At 67.8% G+C, this 25,404-nt stretch carries 25 protein-coding genes; 14 read left to right on the forward strand and 11 right to left on the reverse strand.

The window, feature by feature from the left end:
* The 3 genes from HMPREF3115_RS32430 to HMPREF3115_RS14155 form a co-directional block, all read left to right on the forward strand.
* On the forward strand, window positions 1-151 hold a 151-nt coding region (locus tag HMPREF3115_RS32430; RefSeq protein WP_256276202.1), incomplete at its 5' end, for a dTDP-4-dehydrorhamnose 3,5-epimerase family protein.
* A gap of 8 nt (window positions 152-159) precedes the next feature.
* Window positions 160-1,071, forward strand: coding sequence for a dTDP-4-dehydrorhamnose reductase (gene rfbD / locus HMPREF3115_RS14150; protein WP_070554830.1), 912 nt, complete (start codon window positions 160-162; stop codon window positions 1,069-1,071).
* Between the two features lie 134 nt (window positions 1,072-1,205).
* Window positions 1,206-2,018 carry a mechanosensitive ion channel family protein gene (locus HMPREF3115_RS14155; protein WP_006401586.1) on the forward strand — a complete coding sequence of 271 codons (813 nt, stop codon included), beginning with the start codon at window positions 1,206-1,208 and terminating at the stop codon, window positions 2,016-2,018.
* A 196-nt stretch (window positions 2,019-2,214) separates the two neighbouring features.
* Here the strand turns inward: HMPREF3115_RS14155 and HMPREF3115_RS14160 are convergent, their stop codons facing one another.
* Window positions 2,215-2,898: a DedA family protein gene (locus HMPREF3115_RS14160; RefSeq protein ID WP_006401587.1), complete on the reverse strand. Its 684-nt coding sequence runs from the start codon at window positions 2,896-2,898 to the stop codon at window positions 2,215-2,217.
* A gap of 172 nt (window positions 2,899-3,070) precedes the next feature.
* Between HMPREF3115_RS14160 and mutL the strand changes: the two genes are divergently transcribed.
* Both mutL and miaA read left to right on the forward strand, forming a co-directional pair.
* Complete coding sequence (mutL, locus tag HMPREF3115_RS14165) at window positions 3,071-5,056, forward strand: DNA mismatch repair endonuclease MutL (protein ID WP_070554832.1); 1,986 nt, start codon at window positions 3,071-3,073, stop codon at window positions 5,054-5,056.
* Complete coding sequence (gene miaA, locus HMPREF3115_RS14170; RefSeq protein ID WP_006401589.1) at window positions 5,053-6,030, forward strand: tRNA (adenosine(37)-N6)-dimethylallyltransferase MiaA; 978 nt, start codon at window positions 5,053-5,055, stop codon at window positions 6,028-6,030. Before mutL ends, miaA begins: the two co-directional genes overlap by 4 nt.
* A 93-nt stretch (window positions 6,031-6,123) precedes the next feature.
* Here the strand turns inward: miaA and HMPREF3115_RS14175 are convergent, their stop codons facing one another.
* Window positions 6,124-6,519 (reverse strand): YybH family protein, encoded by a 396-nt coding sequence (locus tag HMPREF3115_RS14175; RefSeq protein ID WP_070554834.1) that lies wholly within the window; start codon window positions 6,517-6,519, stop codon window positions 6,124-6,126.
* A gap of 100 nt (window positions 6,520-6,619) precedes the next feature.
* Window positions 6,620-7,675, reverse strand: a complete 1,056-nt coding sequence (gene purM, locus HMPREF3115_RS14180) for a phosphoribosylformylglycinamidine cyclo-ligase (RefSeq protein ID WP_006406403.1) — start codon at window positions 7,673-7,675, stop codon at window positions 6,620-6,622.
* Between the two features lie 238 nt (window positions 7,676-7,913).
* On the opposite strand from purM, the gene hda reads away from it, so the two are divergent.
* The 6 genes from hda to panB are packed head-to-tail and all read left to right on the forward strand — an operon-like array spanning window position 7,914 to window position 13,001.
* Window positions 7,914-8,648 carry a DnaA regulatory inactivator Hda gene (gene hda / locus HMPREF3115_RS14185; protein ID WP_069220003.1) on the forward strand — a complete coding sequence of 245 codons (735 nt, stop codon included), beginning with the start codon at window positions 7,914-7,916 and terminating at the stop codon, window positions 8,646-8,648.
* Between the two features lie 11 nt (window positions 8,649-8,659).
* Window positions 8,660-9,337: a histidinol-phosphatase gene (locus HMPREF3115_RS14190; RefSeq protein WP_070554836.1), complete on the forward strand. Its 678-nt coding sequence runs from the start codon at window positions 8,660-8,662 to the stop codon at window positions 9,335-9,337.
* Window positions 9,338-9,342: 5 nt separating this feature from the next.
* On the forward strand, window positions 9,343-10,881 hold the full coding sequence (pcnB, locus tag HMPREF3115_RS14195) for a polynucleotide adenylyltransferase PcnB (RefSeq protein ID WP_059785953.1): 1,539 nt from the start codon (window positions 9,343-9,345) through the stop codon (window positions 10,879-10,881).
* Between the two features lie 35 nt (window positions 10,882-10,916).
* Window positions 10,917-11,456: a 2-amino-4-hydroxy-6-hydroxymethyldihydropteridine diphosphokinase gene (gene folK / locus HMPREF3115_RS14200; protein ID WP_006401596.1), complete on the forward strand. Its 540-nt coding sequence runs from the start codon at window positions 10,917-10,919 to the stop codon at window positions 11,454-11,456.
* Window positions 11,453-12,139: a deoxynucleoside kinase gene (locus tag HMPREF3115_RS14205; protein ID WP_070554838.1), complete on the forward strand. Its 687-nt coding sequence runs from the start codon at window positions 11,453-11,455 to the stop codon at window positions 12,137-12,139. The genes folK and HMPREF3115_RS14205 overlap by 4 nt, the downstream gene beginning before the upstream one ends.
* Before the next feature lie 46 nt (window positions 12,140-12,185).
* On the forward strand, window positions 12,186-13,001 hold the full coding sequence (gene panB, locus HMPREF3115_RS14210) for a 3-methyl-2-oxobutanoate hydroxymethyltransferase (protein WP_006401598.1): 816 nt from the start codon (window positions 12,186-12,188) through the stop codon (window positions 12,999-13,001).
* Window positions 13,002-13,104: 103 nt separating this feature from the next.
* Here the strand turns inward: panB and pabB are convergent, their stop codons facing one another.
* The 5 genes from pabB to grpE all read right to left on the reverse strand — a co-directional run bounded on the left by pabB (window position 13,105) and on the right by grpE (window position 19,435).
* Window positions 13,105-14,967, reverse strand: a complete 1,863-nt coding sequence (gene pabB / locus HMPREF3115_RS14215) for an aminodeoxychorismate synthase component I (protein WP_070554840.1) — start codon at window positions 14,965-14,967, stop codon at window positions 13,105-13,107.
* A 3-nt stretch (window positions 14,968-14,970) separates the two neighbouring features.
* Window positions 14,971-16,101, reverse strand: a complete 1,131-nt coding sequence (gene dnaJ, locus HMPREF3115_RS14220) for a molecular chaperone DnaJ (RefSeq protein WP_053297605.1) — start codon at window positions 16,099-16,101, stop codon at window positions 14,971-14,973.
* Window positions 16,102-16,365: 264 nt separating this feature from the next.
* Window positions 16,366-18,312, reverse strand: coding sequence for a molecular chaperone DnaK (dnaK, locus tag HMPREF3115_RS14225; protein ID WP_006401601.1), 1,947 nt, complete (start codon window positions 18,310-18,312; stop codon window positions 16,366-16,368).
* A gap of 147 nt (window positions 18,313-18,459) precedes the next feature.
* Complete coding sequence (locus HMPREF3115_RS14230) at window positions 18,460-18,879, reverse strand: thioredoxin family protein (RefSeq protein ID WP_070554842.1); 420 nt, start codon at window positions 18,877-18,879, stop codon at window positions 18,460-18,462.
* A gap of 10 nt (window positions 18,880-18,889) precedes the next feature.
* A complete protein-coding gene (gene grpE, locus HMPREF3115_RS14235; RefSeq protein ID WP_006401604.1) occupies window positions 18,890-19,435 on the reverse strand; it encodes a nucleotide exchange factor GrpE in 546 nt (181 codons plus the stop codon).
* 351 nt (window positions 19,436-19,786) lie between these two features.
* Between grpE and HMPREF3115_RS31620 the strand changes: the two genes are divergently transcribed.
* Window positions 19,787-19,948 (forward strand): hypothetical protein, encoded by a 162-nt coding sequence (locus tag HMPREF3115_RS31620; RefSeq protein WP_006401606.1) that lies wholly within the window; start codon window positions 19,787-19,789, stop codon window positions 19,946-19,948.
* Here HMPREF3115_RS31620 and HMPREF3115_RS14240 read toward each other — a convergent pair.
* From HMPREF3115_RS14240 to hrcA, 3 genes are all read right to left on the reverse strand, one after another.
* Window positions 19,920-20,327, reverse strand: a complete 408-nt coding sequence (locus HMPREF3115_RS14240) for an RNA-binding S4 domain-containing protein (RefSeq protein WP_006401607.1) — start codon at window positions 20,325-20,327, stop codon at window positions 19,920-19,922. The two genes, HMPREF3115_RS31620 and HMPREF3115_RS14240, sit on opposite strands and share 29 nt — an antisense overlap.
* Window positions 20,324-21,391: a ferrochelatase gene (gene hemH / locus HMPREF3115_RS14245; protein WP_006409158.1), complete on the reverse strand. Its 1,068-nt coding sequence runs from the start codon at window positions 21,389-21,391 to the stop codon at window positions 20,324-20,326. Before hemH ends, HMPREF3115_RS14240 begins: the two co-directional genes overlap by 4 nt.
* A 259-nt stretch (window positions 21,392-21,650) precedes the next feature.
* Window positions 21,651-22,673, reverse strand: a complete 1,023-nt coding sequence (gene hrcA, locus HMPREF3115_RS14250; protein ID WP_006416966.1) for a heat-inducible transcriptional repressor HrcA — start codon at window positions 22,671-22,673, stop codon at window positions 21,651-21,653.
* A gap of 130 nt (window positions 22,674-22,803) precedes the next feature.
* Between hrcA and HMPREF3115_RS14255 the strand changes: the two genes are divergently transcribed.
* Window positions 22,804-23,706, forward strand: a complete 903-nt coding sequence (locus HMPREF3115_RS14255; protein ID WP_006409161.1) for an NAD kinase — start codon at window positions 22,804-22,806, stop codon at window positions 23,704-23,706.
* Window positions 23,707-23,725: 19 nt separating this feature from the next.
* Window positions 23,726-25,375, forward strand: coding sequence for a DNA repair protein RecN (gene recN / locus HMPREF3115_RS14260; protein ID WP_012214079.1), 1,650 nt, complete (start codon window positions 23,726-23,728; stop codon window positions 25,373-25,375).
* The last annotated feature ends 29 nt before the right edge of the window (window positions 25,376-25,404 follow it).

Below are 25,404 nucleotides of genomic sequence, written 5' to 3' on the forward strand. Positions count from 1 at the left end.
GACCACCGACTATTGGTACCCCGAGCACGAACGCAGCATCCTGTGGAACGATCCGGACATCCGCATCGAGTGGCCGATCGATTTCGAGCCGCTATTGGCGGCGAAGGATGCGGCAGGCAAACGGCTCGCCGAAGCCGAGTGCTTCCAGTGAGGGCCGCCGTGCAGACCTCCGATCGCAAAACGATTTTGCTGACCGGCATCCACGGCCAGGTCGGGTTCGAATTGCAGCGTACGCTGCAGGGGCTCGGCAACGTGGTCGCCCTCGATCGCAGCCGGCTCGACCTGTCGCGCCTCGATCAGGTGCGCGACGTCGTACGCGACCTAAAGCCCGATCTGATCGTGAATCCCGCCGCTTATACGGCGGTCGATCAGGCGGAGACCGACGTGGCAATGGCCACACGGCTGAATGCGGAAGCGCCGGCCGTGCTCGCGGAAGAAGCGAAGCGCATCGGCGCCGCGCTAATCCATTATTCGACGGACTACGTGTTTTCGGGCACGAAAGCAGGCCCGTACGTCGAGGACGATGCAGTCGACCCGCAAAACGTGTACGGCAGGACGAAGCTCGACGGCGAACGCGCGATCGCGGCATCGGGATGCGCGCATCTGATTTTCCGTACGAGCTGGGTCTACGGCACGCGCGGCAAGAACTTTCTGCTGACGATGCTGCGGCTCGGCGCCGAGCGTGACGAACTGAACGTCGTCGCCGACCAGATCGGCGCGCCGACGTGGTCGAATACGATCGCGACGCTGACTGCGCACGTCGTCGCGCAAGCTACGTGCGCCCCGATGCGCGACGAATGGTGGCATGCGCATTCGGGCATCTATCATCTGTGCGCCGCCGGCTCGACGTCGTGGCATGGCTTTGCCGAAGCGATCTTCCGCCTCGCCGATCTGCCGAAAAAGCCGGCGGTAATGCCGATTCCCGCCAGCGCATATCCGACGCCCGCGAAGCGGCCGGCCAATTCGCAGATGTCGAATGCGAAGCTCGCCGAGCATTTCGGTCTGCACGCGCCGCACTGGGAAGCGGCGCTCGCGCTCTGCATGATGCAGACGGTTCGGCATTCCACTTAGATCGCGCGCGAAACGCGCGATTTCCCCGCGATGCAGTGCAGTCTTTAACATTTGTTGATCCTGCATCGCGGGCGCTTCGGTTATAACCATCGGTCCCCAAGCCGCCTGTCGGCCCCTTCACCCACGGAGCCCCCATGCTGAACCTGGAAACCGCCCAACAATTCCTGATGACCCGCGGCCTCGACTTCGGCCTGAACCTCCTCGCCGCGATTGCGCTCTGGTTCATCGGCCGCTGGGCGATTCACGTCGGCACACGCCTGCTCGGCAAGGTCGTGCGCCGCTCCGGCAAGGTCGACCCGACGCTCGCCGACTATCTGAGTTCCGTCGTCAGCGTGCTGCTGACGATCCTGCTGATCCTCGCCATCCTGCAGCTTTTCGGCGTGCAGACCACGTCGTTCGCCGCGCTGCTCGCCGGCCTCGGTCTCGCGATCGGTACGGCATGGGGCGGGCTGCTGTCGCATTTCGCCGCGGGCGTGTTCATGCAGGTGCTGCGCCCGTTCAAGGTCGGCGACGTGATCAGCGCGGGCGGCGTCACCGGCACGGTGAAGGAGCTCGGCCTGTTCGGCACGACGATCATCACGGCCGACAACGTCGTGACGATCGTCGGCAACAACAAGATCTTCTCGGACAACATCGCGAACTACAGCGCAACGCCGTACCGCCGCGTCGATCTGACCGCGAAGATCGCGAACGGCGTCGATGCGGTCGACGCGATCAACCGGCTGAAGGCCGCGGTCCAGAAGATTCCGAACGTGCTGACCGATCCGGCGCCCGACGTCGGCGTGCTGCAGTTCACGCCCGAAGGGCCGCTGCTGTTCGTGCGCCCGTCCACGCAGCCCGCGAACTACTGGCAGGTCTACTGCGACACGCACCGCGTGATCCTCGACACGTTCCGCGACGCGCAGTACCCGACGCCCGAAACGCCGGTCGCGCATCGCAGCGCATGACGGCATCGCGACGCAAACGCGACACGCGACACGCGACACGACAGCCTCCCCGAAACGACGAACGAACAAGGCGGGCGGACCGCGCGGAAAGCGGCCGCCACAAAACAAAACCCCTCGCAGTACCACGCGAGGGGTTCGTCGATCGTCGATGCGCGGCACATCGCCACGCTCGTTCACCGCACTTCCGTAGCCGGCGTCACCGCCCGCCGGTCTTCTGCGTCGTATCGGAATGCCGCCCGCGCAGGAGCTTCCATAGCGCGCCGATCGCGACCGGCACCACCGCCGCGCCGATCCCGGCGAGCACGATCACGTTCAGATACTGGCGGATGAACGGAATGTTGCCGAAGAAATAGCCGAGCAGCACGAGCAGCAGCACCCAGATCAGCGCGCCGAGCACGTTGAACAGCTGAAAGCGCGCCGCGCTCATCGCCGAAGCGCCCGCGACGAACGGTGCGAACGTGCGCACGACCGGAATGAAGCGCGCGAGCACGATCGTCTTGCCGCCGTGCTTTTCATAGAACGTGTGCGTCTTCTGCAGCGCCGCGCGATCGAGGAAGCGCTCGAGCACCGGGATGCGCGTATTGAACACCTTCGGGCCGACCCAGCGGCCGATCAGATAGTTGACGGTATTGCCGCCGATCGCCGCCACGAGCAGCAGCACGATCAGCGCACCGACATTCATTTCGCCGGTCGCGGCGAACGCGCCGCCGATGAACAGCAGCGAATCGCCGGGCAGAAACGGAAACACGACCAGCCCGGTCTCGCAGAACACGATCAGGAACAGCACCAGGTACACCCACGCGCCGTACTGCCGGATGAAATCGCCGAGGAAGGCGTCGATATGCAGGACAAGGTTGACGAAATGAAGCAGCGTATCCAAATGCGATTCCTCGAAGGCGAAAGGGCCAGACCGGCCACCGGGGTGAAAACGGCGTCCGGCAAGGCCGGCGCGCGCGACGCAGCCATGATACCCAAACTGCCTTCGCGCTCCGTGAAAAAACGTAACGGCCGGGCGCGCCGGCACGCATCCGCGGCCTCGCTATAATTCGGCCATGTCCGAATTCACCGAAACGGCCGCGACCGCCGCGCCCGCCCCTGCTCCGCGCCCGCTACGCGCGATCCAGCCCCTGCCCGACCAGCTGATCAGCCAGATCGCCGCGGGCGAGGTCGTCGAACGTCCAGCGTCGGTCGTCAAGGAATTGCTCGAGAACGCGATGGACGCCGGCGCGACGACGCTGCGCATCGTGCTCGAGGAAGGCGGCGTGAAGCGCATCTCGATCACCGACGACGGCTGCGGGATTCCGCCCGGCGAGTTGCCGCTCGCGCTGATGCGTCACGCGACGAGCAAGATCCGCTCGCTCGAAGAGCTCGAAGCGGTCGCGACGCTCGGGTTCCGCGGCGAGGCGCTCGCGTCGATCGCATCGGTCGCCGAGATGTTCATCACGAGCCGCACGGCAGACGCCGCGCACGCGACGCGCATCGACGCGCAGACAGGCGTGCTGTCGCCCGCGGCCGGCGCGGTCGGTACGACGATCGAGGTGCGCGAGCTGTACTTCAACACGCCCGCGCGCCGCAAGTTCCTGAAGAGCGAGCAGACCGAATTCGGCCACTGCGTCGAAATGATCCGCCGCGCGGCGCTCGCACGGCCGGACGTCGCGATCTCGGTGCTGCACAACGGCAAGGCCGTCGAGCACTGGAACGCGACCGAGCCTGCGCAGCGCGTCGCGAAGATCCTCGGCGACGGTTTCGCGACCGCGCACCTGCCGCTCGACGAGCGCGCGGGCCCGCTCGCGGTCTACGGCTGCGCCGGGCTGCCGACTGCAAGCCGCGGCCGCGCGGACCAGCAATACTTCTTCGTGAACGGCCGCTTCGTGCGCGACAAGCTGCTCACGCACGCAGTGCGGGCCGCGTACGAAGACGTGCTGCACGGCGACCGCTATCCGTCGTACGTGCTGTTCCTCGACCTGCCGCCGGAAGCGGTCGACGTCAACGTGCATCCGTCGAAGATCGAGGTGCGGTTCCGCGATTCGCGCTCGATCCACCAGTTCGTATTCCACGCGGTGCAGCGCGCGCTTGCACGCCATGCCGGCGCGTCGCCGGAAACCACCGCGGGCGGGCACGCCGCGCATCTCGAACCGGCGCCGCGCGGCCCGGCGTCGTTCCTCTCGACGCCGCTCGGCCAAAGCCCGAATCAGCCCGCATCGACGGCCGGCAGCGGTTTCTCGTCGCCGTCTTCGTCGGCGCCGGGCAGCACATGGCTACGCCAGGCGCGGATGACGCAGGGCACGCTGCCGGTCGCGCAGCCGCTCGCGCTCTACGATGCGCTGTTCGGCCGCAAGGACACGGGCGCCGGCACGCCGGACGCCACGACGACGGCGCGCGACGCGGCCGACGACCCGGCCGCGCCGCTGCCCGGGTTCGCGGCGATGCCGTCCGCTGCTTCCATGCACGACGAGCAGCCGCTCGGTTTCGCGCTCGGCCAGATCCACGGCATCTACGTGCTGGCGCAGAACGCGCACGGGCTCGTGATCGTCGACATGCACGCGGCGCACGAACGCATCCTGTACGAGCAGTTCAAGAACGCGCTCGCGGACCGCGCGGTGGCCGTGCAGTCGCTGCTGCTGCCGGTATCGATGACGGCGACGCCGGTCGAGATCGGCACCGTCGAGGAAGAGCGCGACACGCTCGAAGCGCTCGGCTTCGACCTTGCGGTGTTGTCGCCGACGTCGCTCGCGATCCGCGCGGTGCCTGCACTGCTGAAAGACGCCGACCTGCAGGCGCTCGCGCGCGCGGTGCTCGCCGATCTGCACGCGTTCGGCGGCTCGCGTGTGCTGACCGAACGCCAGCACGAACTGCTCGGCACGCTGGCGTGCCATCACGCGGTGCGCGCGAATCGGCGTCTGACGCTCGACGAAATGAACGCGCTGCTGCGTCAGATGGAAGCGACCGAACGCGCGGACCAGTGCAATCACGGCCGGCCGACCTGGTATCAGCTCACGCTGAGCGATCTCGACCGCCTGTTCATGCGCGGCCAATGAGCGTGTCCGCGCAGTCCGTCCCGACGACGATCGCCTGTCTGCTCGGCCCCACCGCATCGGGCAAGACCGCCGCTGCGCTGGCGCTCGCCGCGCGCCGACCGATCGAGATCGTCAGCGTCGATTCGGCGCTCGTCTACCGCGACATGGACATCGGCACCGCGAAACCGACGCGCGACGAGCGCGCACGCGTGCCGCACCATCTGATCGACATCATCGACCCGGCCGACGCGTATTCTGCGGCCAGCTTTCGCGCGGACACGCTGCGGCTGATCGGCGAGATCGTCGCGCGCGGCAACACGCCGCTGCTCGCCGGTGGCACGATGCTGTACTACAAGGCGCTCACGCAAGGGCTGAACGATCTGCCGACCGCCGATCCCGCGGTGCGCGCCGAACTCGACGCCGAAGCCGCACGCGACGGCTGGCCCGCGCTGCATGCACGGCTCGCGCAGGTCGATCCGGCAACGGCCGCGCGGCTCGCGCCGAACGACGCGCAGCGCATTCAGCGCGCGCTCGAAGTCTTCATGCTGAGCGGGCAGCCGATGTCCGCGCTACTTGCGGCGCCGCGTCCCGCCGACGACGCGGCCGCCGCCTACCGCTTCGTGCCGGTCGCGCTCGAACCGTCCGATCGCGCGGTGCTGCACGCCCGCATCGCGCAGCGATTCGACGCGATGCTCGCCGCGGGCTTCATCGACGAAGTGGAACGACTGCGCCGCCGCGACGATCTGCATCTCGGCCTGCCGTCGATGCGCTGCGTCGGCTATCGGCAGGCATGGGAATTCCTCGACGGCGACATCGATTACCGGACGATGCGCGACAAGGGCATCTTCGCGACGCGCCAGCTCTGCAAACGGCAGATCACGTGGCTGCGCGCGATGCCGGAACGGATCGTCGTCGATTGCATCGCGCCCGATTCGACCGCGCGCGCGCTCGACGCGCTCGAACGCGTGCTCGACGGGCACATTCCCGCGGGCTGAGCCGAAGGACATCGCCCGGTCGCGCGCCGCGACGGCGCCGCTACGCGGCGCCCCGCGCAGCGCGGCCGGAGCAAGTCTGCACCGTCGCCGCGCTCATTGCGCGAGTGTCACGAGATTCGCGTCGCGCACCAGCTGCCAGCGGCCGTCCTGCTTGCGGAAGATCGTCAGCGTATGACCGGACCGGCGCACGGTATCGCCGCCGCGAGGCGTCGCTTCGATCTCGATGAAGTTGCGCATGTACGCCCAGTCGCCGAGCACGCGCAGTTCGTCGATCCGGTAGCGGCCGTCGATCTTCGGCGCGTCGGTGCCGCCGGTATTCGCATCGCGCGACGCGGCCGCGAACGCCGCCTTGTCGAACGGCGGCCGGCCGACCACCATGAAGATCGCGTCGTCGGCGATCAGGTCGAGTACGGTGGCCAGATCGCCGCGCCGGCTCGACACGAACCAGGTGTCCACCAGTTCGCGAATCGCCCGTTCGTCTTCGCTCATCGTCGTCCCTCCTTCGCCGGCGCGCCGTACGGCGCCCGAAAAAAAACCGCCCGGTGCCAGCCCGGGCGGTTTTGCTGATCCATCGGCAGAACGCGGCGCGTCAGACCACGACCGTCTGCGCCTCGCCTTCGCGGCTCGCGCGCACGGTGCCGATCTTCCACACCTGTTCGCCGGCAGCCGTCAGATCGGCGACCGCTGCGTCGGCATCCGCCGCCGACACGATCACGGCCATCCCGATCCCGCAGTTGAACACGCGGTGCATTTCCGCATCGGCGACGCCGCCGTGCTCCTGCAGCCACTTGAACAGCGGCGGCAGCGGCCACGCCTTCTGGTCGAGCTCGGCCGTCAGGCCTTCGCGCAGCACGCGCGGAATGTTCTCGACGAGGCCGCCGCCCGTGATGTGCGCCATGCCCTTCACGGCGATCTTCTGCATCAGCGCGAGCAGCGGCTTCACGTAGATGCGCGTCGGCGCCATCAGCGCGTCGGCGAGCGAGCGGCCGTGGAAATCGGCCGACAGGTCGGGATTCGCGCGCTCGATGATCTTGCGCACGAGCGAGAAGCCGTTCGAGTGGATGCCGCTCGATGCGAGGCCGAGCACGACGTCGCCTTCGGCGATCGTGCTGCCGTCGATGATCTTGCTCTTCTCGACCGCGCCGACCGCGAAGCCGGCCAGATCGTATTCGCCGTCCGGATACATGCCCGGCATTTCGGCCGTTTCGCCGCCGATCAGCGCGCAGCCCGACAGTTCGCAGCCTTGCGCGATGCCCTTGACGACGGTGGCCGCCGTGTCGACGTCCAGCTTGCCGCACGCGAAGTAGTCGAGGAAGAACAGCGGCTCGGCGCCTTGCACGAGGATGTCGTTCACGCTCATCGCGACGAGATCCTGGCCGACCGTGTCGTGTTTGTTCAGATGAAACGCGAGCTTGAGCTTGGTGCCGACGCCGTCGGTGCCCGACACGAGCACGGGCTCCTTGTACTTCTTCGGCACTTCGAATAGCGCACCGAACCCGCCGATGCCGCCGAGCACGCCATCGCGCAGGGTTTTCTTCGCAAAAGGCTTGATCTTGTCGACGAGGGCGTCGCCGGCATCGATGTCGACGCCTGCGTCGCGGTAGGACAGACCCTGAGCGTCGGGAGCGGATTTCGGAGGATTCATGGGGGAATGCGAGAAGGTCGGTAAAATGCGATTTTACCCGAAGCCGGCCCGCTGGCCGGAATTCCCCGCATCGAATCGTCAGGGATCGCATCTTGGCCAACACGTCCCCGTTTTCCTCGCCGAGCGAGCCGCGCACGACGCCGCGCGCCGCCCTGCGTACGGTCGCGCGTGCCGCCAACCGGCCTGCGTTCCGCGGTGCGTGTCCGGCGCCCGGCACGCGTTTTTCCAATCGACCCGCATGGTGACCCGTCAACTGACGCTCGATCTCGGCACGCCGCCGCCCGCCACGTTCGACAACTTCATCACGGGCGAGAACGGCGAGCTCGTCACGCGGCTGCAGAAGCTCGATCTCGCGCTCGCGGCGGGCCCCGTGCCCGACCGCTCGTTCTACATCTGGGGCGAGCCCGGCAGCGGCCGCAGCCATCTGCTGCAGGCGCTCGTCAGCGACGCATCGTACGGCTACGCACGCTATCTCACGCCGCAAAGCCCGCTCGGCGCGTTCACGTTCGATCCGCGCATCGGCATCTATGCGATCGACGATTGCGACCGCATGTCCGATACGCAGCAGGTCGCGCTGTTCAATCTGTTCAACGAAGTCCGCGCGCATCCGTCGAGCGCGTTCGTGGCGGCAGGCCCGGCGGCGCCGCTTGCGCTCGACGTGCGCGAGGATCTGCGCACGCGGCTCGGCTGGGGGCTCGTGTTCCACCTGTCGCCGCTGTCCGACGCCGGCAAGATCGAGGTGCTGCGCCTCGCGGCGAAGGAGCGCGGCATCACGCTGACCGACGACGTGGCCGCCTATCTGCTCACCCATTTCCGGCGCGACATGCCGAGCCTGATGGCGCTGCTCGACGCGCTCGACCGCTTCTCGCTTGAGCAGAAACGCGCGGTCACGCTGCCGCTGCTGCGCCGGATGCTGGCCCGCCCCGGCGACGACATCGCGCCGCCCGGCGCGGGCCCGAACCGCTTCGAGTAAAATGCGCTTCCATGACTAATCTGGCACTCTTTGACCTCGATCACACGCTGATCCCGACCGATAGCGACCACGAATGGGGCCGCTTCATGGTGAAGCTCGGCATCGTCGACGCGGAAAGCTTCTCGCGCCAGAACGATCAGTTCTTCGCCGACTACAAGGCCGGCAAGCTCGACATCCATGCGTACCTGACGGCGATGCTCACGCCGCTCGCGAAGTATTCGCGCGAGCAGCTCGCGCAATGGCACGAGCAGTACATGCACGAGGTGATCCGGCCCGCGATGACGCCCGCCGCGCTCGAACTCGTGCGTAAGCACCTCGACGCGGGCGATCTCTGCTGCATCGTCACCGCGACGAACGAATTCATCACGCGGCCGATCGCGGCCGCGTTCGGTGTCGAGACGCTGATCGCGTGCGAGGTCGAGACGATCGACGGCCATCCCGATTCGCCGTACACGGGGCGGCCGACCGGTACGCCGAGCTATCGCGAAGGCAAGATCGTGCGCACCGAAGCCTGGCTCGCCTCGCTCGGCAAGCACTGGGACGACTTCGAGCGCAGCTACTTCTACAGCGACTCGCACAACGACATCCCGCTGCTCGAGAAAGTCACCGATCCGATCGCGACCAATCCCGACGACACGCTGCGCGCGCATGCCCGCGACCGCGGCTGGCGCATCCTCGATCTCTTCTGAACGTCGTGATCAAGAAACTCATCCGCAAGCTGCTCGGCCAGGACGACGCCGTGCAAACCTCCCCCGCCGCGAGCGCGGCCGACGCACCGGCTTCCGCCGCGCCGCGGCCGGCCAGATCCGCGCGCGCCGCCGCCGCGAAAAAGCCGCGCAGCAATCACGAGCCGACCATCGTGCCGGCCAGCGTGCACGGCATCGATCCCGCGCTGATCTCGAAGAACGCCGTGCGCGTGACCGACACACTGCAGCAGGCCGGTTACCGCGCGTTCATCGTCGGCGGCGCAGTGCGCGACCTGCTGCTCGGGATCGCGCCGAAGGATTTCGACGTCGCGACCGACGCGACGCCGACCGAAGTGCAGCGCCTGTTCCGCCGTGCGCGCCTGATCGGCCGCCGCTTCCAGATCGTCCACGTGCAGTTCGGCCAGGAGCTGATCGAGGTGTCGACGTTCCGCGCGCTCGTCGATGCGCCGCCGGAAGCCGCGACGGCCGAGCCGCCCAAACGCCTGAAGCGCGACGAGCTCGATCGCCGCACGCATGCGGTCGACGCGAGCGGCCGCGTGCTGCGCGACAACGTCTGGGGCGAGCAGCACGAAGACGCCGCGCGCCGCGACTTCACGATCAACGCGATGTACTACGACCCGTCGACGCAGACGGTGCTCGACTACCACGACGGCATGGCCGACGTGCGCGCGCGCCTGCTGCGGATGATCGGCGATCCGGCCACGCGCTACCGCGAGGATCCGGTGCGGATGCTGCGCGTCGTGCGCTTCGCGGCGAAGCTCGGCTTCGAGATCGAGCCGCACACGCGCGAGCCGATCAACGCGCTCGCCGATCTGATCAACAACGTGCCGGCCGCGCGCCTGTTCGACGAAATGCTGAAGCTGCTGCTGTCGGGCCATGCGCTCGCGTGCCTGCAGCGGCTGCGCAAGGAAGGGCTGCACCACGGGCTGCTGCCGCTGCTCGACGTCGTGCTCGAACAGCCGCAGGGCGAGAAGTTCATCACGCTCGCGCTGAACAATACCGACGCGCGCGTGCGCGCCGGCAAGCCCGTATCGCCGGGCTTCCTGTTCGCGACGCTGCTGTGGCACGACATGCGCCAGCGCTTCGAGCAGTACACGGCCGAAGGCGAATTCCCGGTGCCCGCGCTGCACCGCGCGATGGACGACGTGCTCGACATGCAGACCGAAAAGCTGGCGATCCACAAGCGCTATTCGGCCGACATGCGCGAGATCTGGGGCCTGCAGCTGCGCCTCGAAAAACGCTCGGGCCGCAGCGCGCTGCGGCTGCTGGAACACCAAAGATTTCGAGCGGGGTATGATTTCCTCCTGTTACGCTGCGAATCCGGCGAGCTCGACCCGGCTGTCGGACAGTGGTGGACGGATTTCATCGAAGGCGACGCGGCCGCGCGCGAGGCACTGCTCTCGCAGGGCGGGTCGAAGGAAAAATCGCCCCGCAAGCGGCGCCGCCGCGGCGGTGCGCGCAACCGCAAGTCGGGCGAAGGCGCCGCCGAGCAGGCGCCCGATACCGCGGGCAGCTCCGACGACTGACGCGCTCGCCGGCGAACGACGCAGGAAGTGATGCCATGACGGTTGCATATCTCGGGCTCGGCGCAAATCTCGGCGATGCGCGCCAGACCCTGAAGGACGCGGTGGTGTGTCTCGCGCAGCAGCGCACCATCACGATTCTCGACAAGTCGAGCCTGTACCGCACCGCGCCGATCGATGCGGGCGGCGACGACTACTACAACTGCGTCGTCAAGGTCGACACGACGCTCGCCGCCCGCGAGCTGCTCGCGCTCTGCCAGAAGATCGAACATCACTTCGGCCGCGAACGTCCGTACCGCAATGCGCCGCGCACGCTCGACATCGACATCCTGCTGTTCGGTGCCGATTCGATCGACGAGCCCGACCTGATCGTCCCGCATCCGCGCCTGACCGAGCGCGCCTTCGCGCTCGTGCCGCTCGTCGAGGTCGAGCCGCTGCTCGACATTCCGGCGCGCGGCCGCGCCGACGCATTCCTCGCTGCGGTCGCGCACCAGCGCATCGAGAAGGTGCAGACCTGTCAGTGCCTGATGAAGGCGCTCGCCGCCGGCGACGGCGCCGACAAGAACCGCTGCCGATGAACCCCACACCGCTGACCGTCACCGCGCCCGATCTGCGCGCCCCGCATCGCTATCTCGTGATCGAAGGGCCGATCGGCGTCGGCAAGACGACGCTCGCGCAGCTGCTGGCCGAACGCTGGTCGATGCAGACGCTGCTCGAGCGGCCGCAAGACAGCCCCTTTCTCGAGCGCTTCTATCGCGACACCGCGCGTTATGCGCTGCCGACGCAGCTGTCGTTCGCGCTGCAGCGCGCGCAGCAGGCGGCCGAGCTGATCGGCGCGCTCGATACGGGCCGGCCGGTCGTCGCCGACTTCATGCCGCAGAAGAACGACATCTTCGCGCGGCTGAACCTGCCCGAAGACGAATGGCAGCTGTACCGGTCGATCGCCGCGCATCTCGAAGCGCCGCGTGCGCCGGCGCCCGATCTCGTCGTCTATCTGCAGGCGAGCCCCGAAGTGCTGTTCGCGCGGATCCAGAAGCGCGGGCTGCCGATGGAACTGCAGATCGGCGATGCGTACCTGCGCGCGCTCGTCGACGCCTACAACGAATTCTTCTATCACTACGACCGCACGCCGGTGCTGACGGTCGCCGCGGAACACCTGAACCCGCTGGATTCCCCCGAAGACTTCGCGCTGCTGGTCGAGCGCATCGAAACGATGCGCGGCCGCAAGGAATTCTTCGTCAAGGGCGAGACGACGCGCTGACACGCGTCCCGCCCGTCGTTTTTCACTCATCGAACCGGATTTCTCCATGACCTATCTCCAGGAATCGAGCCGGCCTGCCGTGACGGTGCCGAAGCTGCAGGCGATGCGCGACGCCGGCGAGAAGATCGCGATGCTCACGTGCTACGACGCGAGCTTCGCCGCATTGCTCGACCGCGCGGGCACCGACGTGCTGCTGATCGGCGATTCGCTCGGCAACGTGCTGCAGGGCCACTCGACGACGCTGCCCGTGTCGCTCGCCGACATCGCGTATCACACCGCATGCGTCGCGCGCGCGCAGCCGCGTGCGCTCGTCGTCGCCGATCTGCCGTTCGGCACCTACGGCACGCCGGCCGATGCGTTCGCGAACGCGGTCGAGCTGATGCGCGCAGGCGCGCAGATGGTCAAGCTCGAAGGCGGCGAATGGCTCGCCGAGACGATCCGCTTCCTCGTCGAGCGCTCGGTGCCGGTATGCGCGCACCTCGGCCTCACGCCGCAGTCGGTGCACGCGTTCGGCGGCTTCAAGGTGCAGGGCAAGACCGAAGCCGGCGCCGCGCAGCTGCTGCGCGACGCGCGCGCGATCGAGGCGGCCGGCGCGCAGCTCGTCGTGCTCGAAGCGGTGCCGACGCTCGTCGCCGCCGAAGTCACGCACATGCTGAAGATTCCGACGATCGGCATCGGCGCGGGCGCCGACTGCTCGGGGCAAGTGCTCGTGCTGCACGACATGCTCGGGATCTTCCCCGGCAAGCGGCCGCGTTTCGTGAAGGACTTCATGCAGGGGCAGCCGAACATCGAGGCGGCGGTCGATGCATACGTGAAGGCAGTGAAGGACGGCTCGTTCCCCGGGCCCGAGCATTCGTTCTGAGCATCCATCGCGGCGCGCCCACGCGAGCCGTCGACAAACGAAAGCGCGACGTCCGCTGCCGGGCGTCGCGCTTTTTACTTGCGGCGGGAGGGACCGTGCCGCGCTACTTCGTCAATACCGCGTCGAGCGCGCCGCGCAGCGCGTTCGTGAGCAGCAGCGCCTGCGCGCGCGAGAGATCGTCGCGCGTGACGATGCGCTCGACCGCGCCGAAGGCCGGATCGTCGAGCAGCACGGCGCGCATCACGCCCGGCAGCACGCCCGACGCGAGCGGCGGCGTCATCCATTGCCCGTCGAGCTTCACGAACAGGTTCGAGCGCCCGCCTTCGGTCAGCTCGCCGCGCTCGTTGACGAACAGCATGTCGAAGCCGCCGAGTGCTTCCGCCGCCTGCCAGGCGCGATCGTAGTCGGCGCGGCGCGTCGTCTTGTGCAGCAGCAGCCCGTCGTTCGCGCGCGTCGGCGCGAAGCCGTGGTCGGCTGCGAGCCAGACGCGCACCGGCCCCGCAGGCAGCGGCTTCAGCGCTGCGGCGACGATGTCGAGCGTGCCGTCCTTCGCAAGCGAGAGCTTCATCCGGTACGGCCCGTCGCCGTCCAGCGCCGCGCAGCGCGCGTCGATCGCGCGCCGCAGCGCATCGGCATCGAAGCGAAAGCCGAACGCGTCCGCGCTGCGCTGCAGCCGCGCGAGGTGGCGATCGACGTGGCGGATGCCGTCCGCGCGCGTCGCGCAGGTCGTCTCGAACAGCTGGAAGCCGGGATCGGCGTCGGTCAGGAAGCGTGCTTTCAATTCGCACTCCGCGTATTCGTCGGCGGCCACGCTGTCGAGCACGATGCCGGCGCCGACGCCCATCGTCCCGCGCCGCCGGTCGTCGCCCGCCGGTGCAGAGGCCGGCGGCGCGTCGAGCGTCAGCGTCCGGATCGCGACCGACAGACAGAAATCGCCGCACGCCGCGGCCGCATCGCGCGGCGCATCGAGCCAGCCGATCGTTCCCGTGTAGAGCCCGCGCGGCGTCGTTTCGATCGCGTCGATCAGCTGCATCGTCTTGTGCTTCGGCGCGCCCGTGATCGAGCCGCACGGAAACAGCGCGCGCAGCATGTCGGCGAATGTCGTGCCGTCGCGCCAGCCGGCCTCGACCGTCGACGTCATCTGCCACACCGACGCATACGGTTCGACCGAAAACAGCGCCGGCACGCGGACCGTGCCCGTGCGCGCGATCCGCGACACGTCGTTGCGCAGCAGATCGACGATCATCACGTTTTCCGCGCGGTTCTTCGGATCGTTCGCGAGAAACGCGGCGGACGCCGCATCCTGCTGCGGATCGGCCGAACGCGGCGCGGTGCCCTTCATCGGCCGCGCGCGCAGCAGCTCGCCGTGCTTCTCGACGAACAGCTCGGGCGAGCACGACACGATCCACGCGCCGTCGCGCAGCGCGATCAGCGCGCCGTAGCGCACCGGCTGACGCGCGCGCAGCCGCCGGTACAGCGCGAGCGGCGTGCCGAACACCTCGAAGTTCATCCGGTACGTATAGTTGATCTGATACGAATCGCCGGCGCGCAGCGCGTCGTGCACGGCGGCGATCGCAGCGCCGAACGCGTCGCGCGTCACGCTTTTCCGCACGTGCGCGACACCCGCGATCGACGGCGTATCGGCGCCGTCCTGCGCCGCGAGCCACGCGTCGACCTCCGCGCGCGACAGGCGCTCGCAGCGTGCATACAGCAAAAAGCGCAGCGGGGCATGGCCCGGTTGCGCACGTTGCAGATTGCGTCCGAATTCATAGTCGCCGACGACGACCGCATGCAGGCCGTCGCGCAAGTCCTGCGCGAGCGCCGCATCGAGCGCGTCGAGCCGTGCGGGATCGGTACACACGCGTTCACGCACGAAGCCCGAATACAAACGACTCGACCGCGCGGACGCGGTCGAGTCGCAATCGTCCAAGAGCGCGAACGACGCGCTCCCGTTGCCGTCAGTCATGACTTACTCAAAGAAGCTCTTCACGCGGTCGAACCAGCTCTTGCTCTGCGGGCTGTGACGCGCACCGCCTTCGGCCAGCGACTTCTCGAACTGCTTGAGCAGATCGCGCTGATGGTCGGTCAGCTTCACCGGCGTTTCGACCTGGACGTGCACGTACAGATCGCCGGCAATGCTCGAACGCAGCCCCTTGATGCCCTTGCCGCGCAGACGGAACGTCTTGCCCGACTGCGTGCCTTCCGGCACCGGGAACGTCGCACGACCGGCCAGCGTCGGCACCTCGATCTCGCCGCCGAGCGCCGCCGTCGTGAACGGGATCGGCATCTGGCAGTGCAGATCGTCGCCGTCGCGCTCGAACACCGCGTGCGGCTTGATGTGGATTTCGACGTAGAGGTCGCCCGGCGGCCCGCCGTTGATGCCCGGCTCGCCGTTGCCGGCCGAGCGGATCCGCATCCCGTCGTCGATCCCGGCCGGGATCTTGACTTCGAGCGTCTTGGTTTCCTTCACCTTGCCCGAGCCGTGGCAGTGCGCGCACGGCTCCGGGATGTAGGTGCCGGTGCCGTGACACTTCGGGCAGGTCTGCTGGATGCTGAAGAAGCCCTGCGACATGCGCACCGTGCCCTGGCCATGACAGGTCGGGCAGGTTTCGGGCTTCGTGCCCGGCTTCGCGCCCGAGCCGTGACAGACTTCGCACGATACCCAGCTCGGCACGCGGATCTGCGTGTCGTAGCCGTGCGCGGCTTGCTCCAGCGTGATTTCCATGCTGTAGCGCAGATCGGCGCCGCGATACACCTGCGGGCCGCCGCGGCCGCCGCGACCGCCCGCAGCCTGACCGAAGATGTCGCCGAAGATGTCGCCGAACGCGTCCGCGAAGCCGCCGAAGCCCTGTGCGCCCGCACCGCCCATGTTCGGGTCGACGCCCGCGTGGCCGTACTGGTCGTACGCGGCCCGCTTCTGGCTGTCCGACAGCATTTCATAGGCTTCCTTCACCTCCTTGAAATGCTCTTCCGCATCCTTGTTGTCCGGATTGCGGTCCGGGTGGTACTTCATCGCCAGCTTGCGATACGCCTTCTTGATTTCGTCGTCGCTCGCGTTCTTCGCGACGCCCAGAACCTCGTAGTAATCCCGTTTCGCCATATCGATTCACCGCCGCCGCGCGCCGCACGCGCGTCGGCTCCTTTCGCCCGCAGTAAAGTCTCTCGACTCGTCCGGCGCCGCAGAGGTTACGCAGCGCCCGCCAAAAAACAAATGTGCCCGGAGGGCCGCGAAGCCCGCCAGGCGTGGAGTCGATCCGGCCATCCGCCACGCAACGCGCAGCGGCAGGAAGGAAAGACAGACGGCTTGTCGGCCGCGCCGCGCGCGGATCGCGCGCGCGGCGTACGGTGCCGTTGCAACCCGGCCTCAGTCCTTCTTCACTTCCTTGAACTCGGCGTCGACGACGTCGTCCGCAGCCTGCTGCGCGCCGCCCTGCGCCGCGCCCTCCGCTGCACCGGCCGCGCCGGCCGCACCCGCCTGGGCCTGCATGTCGGCGTACATCTTCTCGCCGAGCTTCTGCGATGCCTTGCCAAGCTCCTCGACCTTCGCGTCGATCGCGGCCTTGTCGGCCGACGTGTCCTTCAGCACGTCCTCGAGCGACTTCAGCGCCGCCTCGATCTTCTCCTTCTCGCCGGCGTCCAGCTTGTCGCCGTACTCGGAGAGCGCCTTCTTCGTGCTGTGGACGAGCGCGTCGCCCTGGTTGCGCGAATCGGCCAGCTCACGCAGCTTGTGATCTTCCGCCGCGTTCGCTTCCGCGTCCTTGATCATCTGATCGATTTCCGCCTCGGACAGACCCGAGTTGGCCTTGATCGTGATCTTGTTTTCCTTGCCGGTCGCCTTGTCCTTCGCGCCGACGTGCAGGATGCCGTTCGCGTCGATGTCGAAAGTCACTTCGATCTGCGGCACGCCGCGCGGTGCGGGCGGGATGCCTTCGAGGTTGAACTCGCCGAGCAGCTTGTTGCCGGCCGCCATTTCGCGTTCGCCCTGATACACCTTGATCGTCACGGCCGACTGGTTGTCGTCCGCCGTCGAATACACCTGCGAGTGCTTCGTCGGGATCGTCGTGTTCTTGCTGATCATCTTCGTCATCACGCCGCCGAGCGTTTCGATGCCGAGCGACAGCGGGGTCACGTCGAGCAGCAGCACGTCCTTGCGGTCGCCGGACAGCACCTGGCCCTGGATCGCCGCGCCGACGGCGACGGCTTCGTCCGGGTTCACGTCACGGCGCGGTTCCTTGCCGAAGAATTCCTTCACCTTCTCCTGCACCTTCGGCATGCGCGTCTGCCCGCCGACGAGGATCACGTCGTCGATGTCCGACACCTTGACGCCGGCGTCCTTGATCGCGATGCGGCACGGTTCGATCGTGCGCTCGACCAGATCCTCGACCAGCGCTTCGAGCTTCGCGCGCGTGATCTTGAGGTTCAGGTGCTTCGGACCCGATGCGTCGGCCGTGATGTACGGCAGGTTGATTTCGGTCTGCTGGCTCGACGACAGCTCGATCTTCGCCTTTTCGGCCGCTTCCTTCAGGCGCTGCAGCGCGAGCACGTCCTTCGACAGGTCGACGCCCTGCTCCTTCTTGAACTCGCCGATGATGTAATCGATGATGCGCTGGTCGAAGTCCTCGCCGCCGAGGAACGTGTCGCCGTTGGTCGACAGCACTTCGAACTGCTTCTCGCCGTCGACGTCCGCGATCTCGATGATCGACACGTCGAAGGTACCGCCGCCGAGGTCATACACGGCGATCTTGCGGTCGCCCTTCTCGGCCTTGTCGAGACCGAACGCGAGCGCGGCCGCGGTCGGCTCGTTGATGATCCGCTTGACTTCGAGGCCCGCGATGCGGCCGGCGTCCTTGGTGGCCTGACGCTGGCTGTCGTTGAAGTACGCCGGCACCGTGATCACGGCTTCCGTGACCGGCTCGCCGAGGTAGTCTTCGGCCGTCTTCTTCATCTTGCGCAGCACTTCGGCCGACACCTGCGGCGGCGCGAGCTTCTGCCCGTGCGCCTCGACCCATGCGTCGCCGTTGTCGGCCTTGATGATCGAGTACGGCATCAGGCCGATGTCCTTCTGCACTTCCTTCTCTTCGAAGCGGCGGCCGATCAGGCGCTTCACCGCGAACAGCGTGTTCTTCGGGTTCGTCACGGACTGACGCTTGGCCGGCGCACCGACGAGCACTTCGTTGTCGTCCATGTACGCGATGATCGACGGCGTGGTGCGCGCACCTTCCGAGTTCTCGATGACCTTGACCTGGTTGCCTTCCATCACCGCGACGCACGAGTTCGTGGTGCCGAGGTCAATACCGATGATCTTTCCCATTTTTTCCTAATCTCCAGAAATGCTTGTTTGCTGCGCGAAACCGGCCGTTTTGGGCCGGTTTCGCGCGCCGAATTCAACTCTGTTCCCGAAATGCGTCCGGCGGATCCGTTTTCAAGACCTGACGACCGATGCGGATATTAAATTTTTTCAATCGCCACGCGAAGCAGGATCGTCCTCCGCGGGCGCCGACGCGGCGATCTTCGCGCGCGCGGCGGCGACCGCCGCCTGGAACTGCGCGAGCCCGTGCCAGCCGGTCGCGCGGCCCAGCCGCTTGCCGCGATGGAAGAAGAACCAGGTCGGCACGCCGTGCAACCCGAAGCGGCGCCCCAGCTCGCGATGTTCGTACACGTTGCAGTGGAACCACTTCAGGTCCAGCGCGCGGATCGCGTCGGGCTGCGCGAGCATCGCCTTCTTCGCGATCTCGCAGTTGAAGCAGTCGACGCCCCAGAAGAACACGACCGCGAGCGCGTCGCCGGCGCCGGCGATGCCGGCGTCGAACGTGTCGGCGGACAGCGGCTGCATGCCGAACGCGTCGAACGCGGCCGGATCGACGCCGGCGGGTAGCATGGCGACGCCCTTACTTCGGCTGCGCGACCGTCACGAGCGCGGGACGCAGCACGCGGTCGGCGATCGTATAGCCCTTTTGCAGCACCGTGACGACGGTGTTCGGCTCCTGATCGGCCGGCACCATCGAGATCGCCTGATGGCGGTGCGGATCGAACTTCTCGCCGACCGGATTGATCGCGACGACGCGGCCCTTCTCGAGCGCGCTCGTCAGCTGGCGCAGCGTGAGCTCGACGCCTTCGCGCACCTTGGCGATGTCGCCCGACGTGTCGCCGACGGCGGCTTCGAGGCTGTCGAGCACCGGCAGCAGGTGCTCGGCGAAGCTTTCGATCGCGAATTTATGGGCCTTCGCGACGTCTTCCTGCGCGCGACGGCGAACGTTCTCGGTCTCGGCCTTCGCCCGCAGGTAGCTTTCCTGCAGCTCGGCGACCTTGGCTTGAGCCTCGGCGAGCGCCGCGTCGGCTGCTTCCGCGGCGGGAGCCGCGTCTTGTGCCGCCTGCGTCTCGCTGCCGTTTTCTTCGGCCGATTGGGATGCCGGGTTCTCTTGCGTGTTTTCCATGTCGCTGAAAGTCGATTAGAGGTTGAAGCCAAATCGGCAACCGCCGGCCGTATGACCGAAGGTGCCGCACATTGCTGGTGCAGATAAGGGCAAAAACCGCGGTTTCAAGAGGGAGATTCGCCGGAATTCGCGCGTGCGGCGAAACAACGAAGCGGTTTGCCCCGCATTGCGCGCATCGGCCGCCGAATCGCGCGAAACGGCCGGTAACAACGCTTACCGGGGAAGTACTAGCCCGGCACTGTGCGCTGCACTACACTCGTTTCAGGCGTCGGGAAAAGCGCGTTTACCCTAGCTCCCGCCGCCCGATCTCCGCCTGGCGCCATTTTCACCCGTCTTTTCGAGGGGAGTACCGTGAAACTGACCTTTGCGATATCGGTGGTCGCGCTGGTACTCATCGCCGGCACCACCACCATCTGTCTGTCGGGCGCCGTGACCGACCGCACGACCGAATACGGCAGCGTACGCGCAACGTTCGATCAGCTGTTCAGCGTCCACCGGACAGTTTGTCGATGATGCGGCGGTCGCGCTTCGTCGGCCGGCCATGCAGCGCGGCCGCCGGCTCGCGATACGTACGCCGCCGCTCCAGTTCGGCGAGCCGCTCGGCGCGCCCTGCTTCCGTTTCCGCATAGAGCGTCTGCGCGACGCTGGCCGGCCCGCGCACGTCGCAGACGCCCAGCACGGCAATGTGCCAGACGATGCCATCGATCGCAATCTCGACCTCGTCGCCGACACGCACTTCCTTCGCCGGCTTGACGGCCGCGCCGCCGATCTTCACGCGCCCCTTGTCGACCGCATCGCTCGCGAGCGAACGCGTCTTGAAGAACCGCGCGGCCCACAGCCATTTGTCGATGCGCAGCTTCGCGCCGGGCTCCGTCGAAATCCTGTAGTTCATCCGTTCACCGTTTCGGGTTGGGCGGTCCGCACGGGCCAGCCCTGCAGATTCTCCGCGACGATCTCGCCGAGCGCGCCGATCCACGCCGGCGCGCCGTTCAGGCACGGAATCCGGTGGAACGACTGGCCGCCGCCCGCGATGAACGCGTCGCGCACTTCCATGCCGATCTCCTCGATCGTCTCGAGGCAGTCGGCCGTGAAGCCCGGACAAAACACGTCGGCGCGCCGCACGCCGGCCTCGCCGAGCTCGCGCAGCGTCGGCGCCGTGTACGGCTGCAGCCATTCGGCCTTGCCGAAGCGCGACTGGAACGTCACGCGGCATTCGATCGTCGAGAGCCCGAGCGCAGCCATCAGCAGCGCGCCCGTCTGCTGGCACTGGTCGTGATACGGATCGCCGAGATCGAGCGTGCGCTTCGGCACGCCGTGAAAGCTCAGCACGAGCTTGTCGCCGGCCGCGAAATCGGGCCGGCCGTGCTGCGCCCAGTAGTGGCGCACCTGCTCGGCGAGCGCGTGGATGTAGGCCGGGTGGTCGGCATAGTGGCGCACCGTGCGCACTTCCGGCTGGTTGCGCATGCGCGCGAGCGCCGCGAAGGCGGCGTCGAACGCGGTGGCCGTCGTCGATGCCGAATACTGCGGGTACATCGGCATCAGCAGCACGCGCTCGACGCCTGCGCGCTTGAACTGCGCGAGCGCCTGTGCGATGCCGGGGCTGCCGTAGCGCATCGCGTAGTCGACCAGCACGTGATAGTCGTTCGACGCGAGCAGGTGCCGCACGCCCTCGGTCTGACGCTCGGTGTACACGCGCAGCGGCGAGCCCTCCGGCATCCAGACCGCCGCGTACTTCTTCGCGGATGCCCGGCCGCGCAGCGGCAGGATCAGCGTGCGCAGCAGCACCTGCCAGACGGGCTGAGGGATTTCGACGACACGCGGATCGGACAGGAATTCGGCGAGGTAGCGCCGCACCGCACGCGGCGTCGGCGCGTCGGGCGTGCCGAGATTGATCAGCAGCACGCCGACGCGGTGGGCAGCCGCGACGCTCGAAGGCGGCTCAAGGTCGAAACGCATGGGCAAGAGCGTGCTCGAGGCACGAAACCGGATGGCTTTTAATTATAGCGGGGTGCGGATGTCGGGCCTCGGATGTCGGGCCTCGGAGGTCGGGCCTCGGAGGTCGGGCCGCGCGGTCGAACCGCGGGAGACCGGCCCGGCGCGCAGATCAGCCGGGGCGCAGGCCGGCCGCGACGATCGATCCGCCGCCCACTAGCCGTCCGGCCGACTGGCGGCGCGGCGCCCGCGCGCCGATGATGGCGGAACGCGCTCGCGCCGGCTATTGCTGGCTCAGCGTCAGCGACAGCAGGCGCGCGGTGATGTCGACGATCGGGATCACGCGGTTGTACGCCATCCGCGTCGGCCCGATCACGCCGAGCGTGCCGACGATCTTGCCGTTCACCTCGTAAGGCGCGGTGACGACGCTCATCTCCTCGATCGGCACGAGCGTCGATTCGCCGCCGATGAAGATCTGCACGCCCTGGGCGTGGCTCGACACGTCGAGCAGTTGCAGGAGGCCCGTCTTTTGGTCGAATACGTCGAACAGCTTGCGCAGCCGCGCCATGTCGGACGACAGGTCCGCCACCTCGAGCAGGTTACGCTCGCCGGAAATCAGCACCGTGTCCTCGGTGTCGGGCACCTCGGTGCTCGCCGTCACGGCCGCGTGCATCAGCGCGGTCATGTCGCCGCGCAGCTGGTCGATTTCGTCGCGCAGGCGCCGGCGCACCTCGTCGAACGACAGGCCCGCGAAATGCGCGTTGATGTAGTTCGACGCCTCGGTCAGCTGCGACGGCGAATAGTCGCGCGGCGTCGCCAGCATGCGGTTCTGCACGTCGCCTTCCGGCGTCACGATGATCAGCAGGATGCGCTTTTCCGACAGCCGCATGAACTCGATCTGCTTGAACACGTGGCTGCGGCGCGGCGTCAGCACGACGCCGGCGAACTGCGACAGGTTCGACAGCACGCTGGCCGCGGCGGCGACCACCTTCTGCTGCGGCTCGCCGGCCTGCAGCGTGCTCTGCACCTGCCGCGCGACAGCCGCGGCGTCGATTGGCGTTTCGACGGTCAGCATCGTGTCGACGAACAGCCGGTAGCCGCGCGGCGTCGGCACGCGGCCGGCCGACGTGTGCGGGCTCGACACGAGGCCGAGCTCCTCCAGATCGGACATCACGTTGCGGATCGTCGCGGGGCTCAGCTCGAGCCCCGAGTACCGGGACAACGTGCGCGATCCGACCGGCTGACCGTCGGCGATATACCGTTCGATCAGGGTTTTCAGGAGGGTTCGTGCGCGAGGATCTAGCATGGTGGAAAATTTTAGCGCAACCGCGCGAGCGCGGCGAGTGGCCGCAAGCGCTGTTGCGCGGCGGCGTCCGATCCGGCCCCGCGGCGGCACGACGGTTCTTTTCGGCATCGAGCTATGGTGTAATGCCGGCATGAAAACCGGTAATCTGTTCAACACCGTCGCGCTCGTCGGCCGCAGCAACACGCCGGGCATCGCCGAGCCGCTCGCCACGCTCGCCGCCTGCATCGCGAAGCGCGGGTTCGAGGTCGTGTTCGAAGGCGACACCGCGCGCGAGATCGGCATCTCGGGCTATCCGGCGCTGACGCCGGCCGAGATCGGCGCGCGCGCCGACGTCGCGGTCGTGCTCGGCGGCGACGGCACGATGCTCGGCATCGGCCGGCAGCTCGCGCCGTACCGGACGCCGCTGATCGGCATCAACCACGGCCGGCTCGGCTTCATCACCGACATCGCCGCGGCCGACATGCAGGCGCTCGTCCCCGTGATGCTGTCGGGCAAGTTCGAGCGCGAGGAGCGCTCGCTGCTCGAGGCGCGAATCGTCCGCGACGGCGAACCGATCTACCACGCGCTCGCATTCAACGACGTCGTCGTGAACCGCAGCGGCTTCTCCGGGATGGTCGAGCTGCGCGCGTCGGTCGACGGCCGGTACATGTACAACCAGCGCTCCGACGGCCTGATCGTCGCGACGCCGACCGGCTCGACCGCATACGCGCTGTCGTCGGCGGGCCCGATCCTCCATCCGCAGCTGCAAGGCATCGTGCTCGTGCCGATCGCGCCGCACGCGCTGTCGAACCGGCCGATCGTGCTGCCGGACGATTCGAAGATCGCGATCCAGATCGTCGGCGGGCGCGACGTCAACGTGAACTTCGACATGCAGTCGTTCACCGCGCTCGAACTGAACGATACGATCGAGGTGCGCCGCTCGAAGCACACGGTGCCGTTCCTGCATCCGATCGGCTACAGCTACTACGCAACGCTGCGCAAGAAGCTGCACTGGAACGAGCACGCCTCGAACGAAGACGACAAGGCGTCCTGACGCGCCGCCGCCCGACACCATGCTCCGCCACCTCTCGATACGCGACTTCGTCATCGTCGCCGCGCTCGATCTCGAATTCGACGCCGGCTTTACCGTCTTTTCCGGCGAAACCGGCGCCGGAAAATCGATCCTGATCGACGCGCTCGCGCTCGCGCTCGGCGAGCGCGCCGACGCGAGCGTCGTGCGCACCGGCTGCAGCCGTGCCGACATCACCGCCGAATTCACGCCGCACGACCGTGTCGCGCGCTGGCTCGACGAACACGCTTTCGACGCCGAAGACACCGTGATGCTGCGCCGCGTGATCGACGCGAACGGCCGCTCGCGCGCATTCATCAACGGCACCAGCGCGACGCTCGCACAACTGCGCGAACTCGGCGAGATGCTCGTCGACATTCACGGCCAGCACGCGCACCAGTTGCTGATGCGTCCCGACGCGCAGCGCGAGTTGTTCGACACGCACGCGGGGCTCGTCGCCGAGGCCGCGAACGTCGCGCGCGCGTGGCGCGTCTGGCGCGATGCGACGCAGGCGATCGACGCGGCGAAGGCGCACGAACGCGAGCTGCAACTGGAACGCGAAAAGCTCGCATGGCAGCTCGCGGAGCTCGACAAGCTCGCGCCGCAGCCGGGCGAATGGGAAGAAGTGAGCGCCGAGCACAAGCGCCTGTCGCATTCGGCGAATCTGATCGAGGGCGTGCGTGGCGCGCTCGATGCGCTGTCCGAATCGGACGACGCGATGCTCACGCAGCTCGGCGCGATCGTGTCGAAGCTGCGCAGCCTCGCCGATTACGACGCCGCGCTCGGCGACGCGCTCGCGTCGCTCGAGCCGGCCGAAATCCAGCTGCAGGAAGCGGTCTATTCGCTGTCGCACTACGCGCAGCGTCTGGATCTCGATCCCGACCGCCTCGCGCAGGTCGAAATGCGCCTCGACGCGCTGCATTCCACCGCCCGCAAGTTCCGGCTGCCGCCCGACACGCTGCACGAGGAACACGCGGCGCGCCGCGCGCAGCTTGCCGCGCTCGACGCGGCGGCCGATCTCGGCGCGCTCGAAGCCGCGCAGGCGAAGGCATGGGACGCGTATCTGGCCGACGCGAAGCGCCTGTCGAAGGCGCGCGCGCAGGCCGCGAAGGCGCTCGGCACCGCGGTGACGGCCGGCATGCAGGAACTGTCGATGGCAGGCGGCAGCTTCGAAGTCGCGCTCGTGCCGCTGGCGGACGGCGGCCCGCACGGGCTCGAGCAGATCGAATTCCGCGTCGCCGGCCACGCCGGCGTGCCGCTGCGCCCGCTCGCGAAAGTCGCGTCGGGCGGCGAACTCGCGCGGATCAGCCTGGCGCTCGCGGTGATCGCGAGCGCCGCGAGCCCGACGCCGACGCTGATCTTCGACGAGGTCGATACGGGTATCGGCGGCGGCGTGGCCGAAGTCGTCGGCCGGCTGCTGCATCAGCTCGGGCGCGACAGGCAGGTGCTGTGCGTGACGCACCTGCCGCAGGTCGCGGCGCGCGGCGACCACCATTTCCAGGTCGCGAAAGGCAGCGACGAGCACGGCGGCACCGTGTCGACCGTCGTCGCGCTCGACAAGGCGAGCCGGATCGAGGAAGTCGCGCGGATGCTCGGCGGGCTCGAGATCACCGCGACGACACGCAAGCACGCGAAGGAAATGCTCGCGGCCTGACGCTGCGGCGCAGGCAGCACGCCGGCGCC

This window comes from Burkholderia sp. HMSC10F09, assembly GCF_001806955.1.
Classification (GTDB): domain Bacteria; phylum Pseudomonadota; class Gammaproteobacteria; order Burkholderiales; family Burkholderiaceae; genus Burkholderia; species Burkholderia multivorans.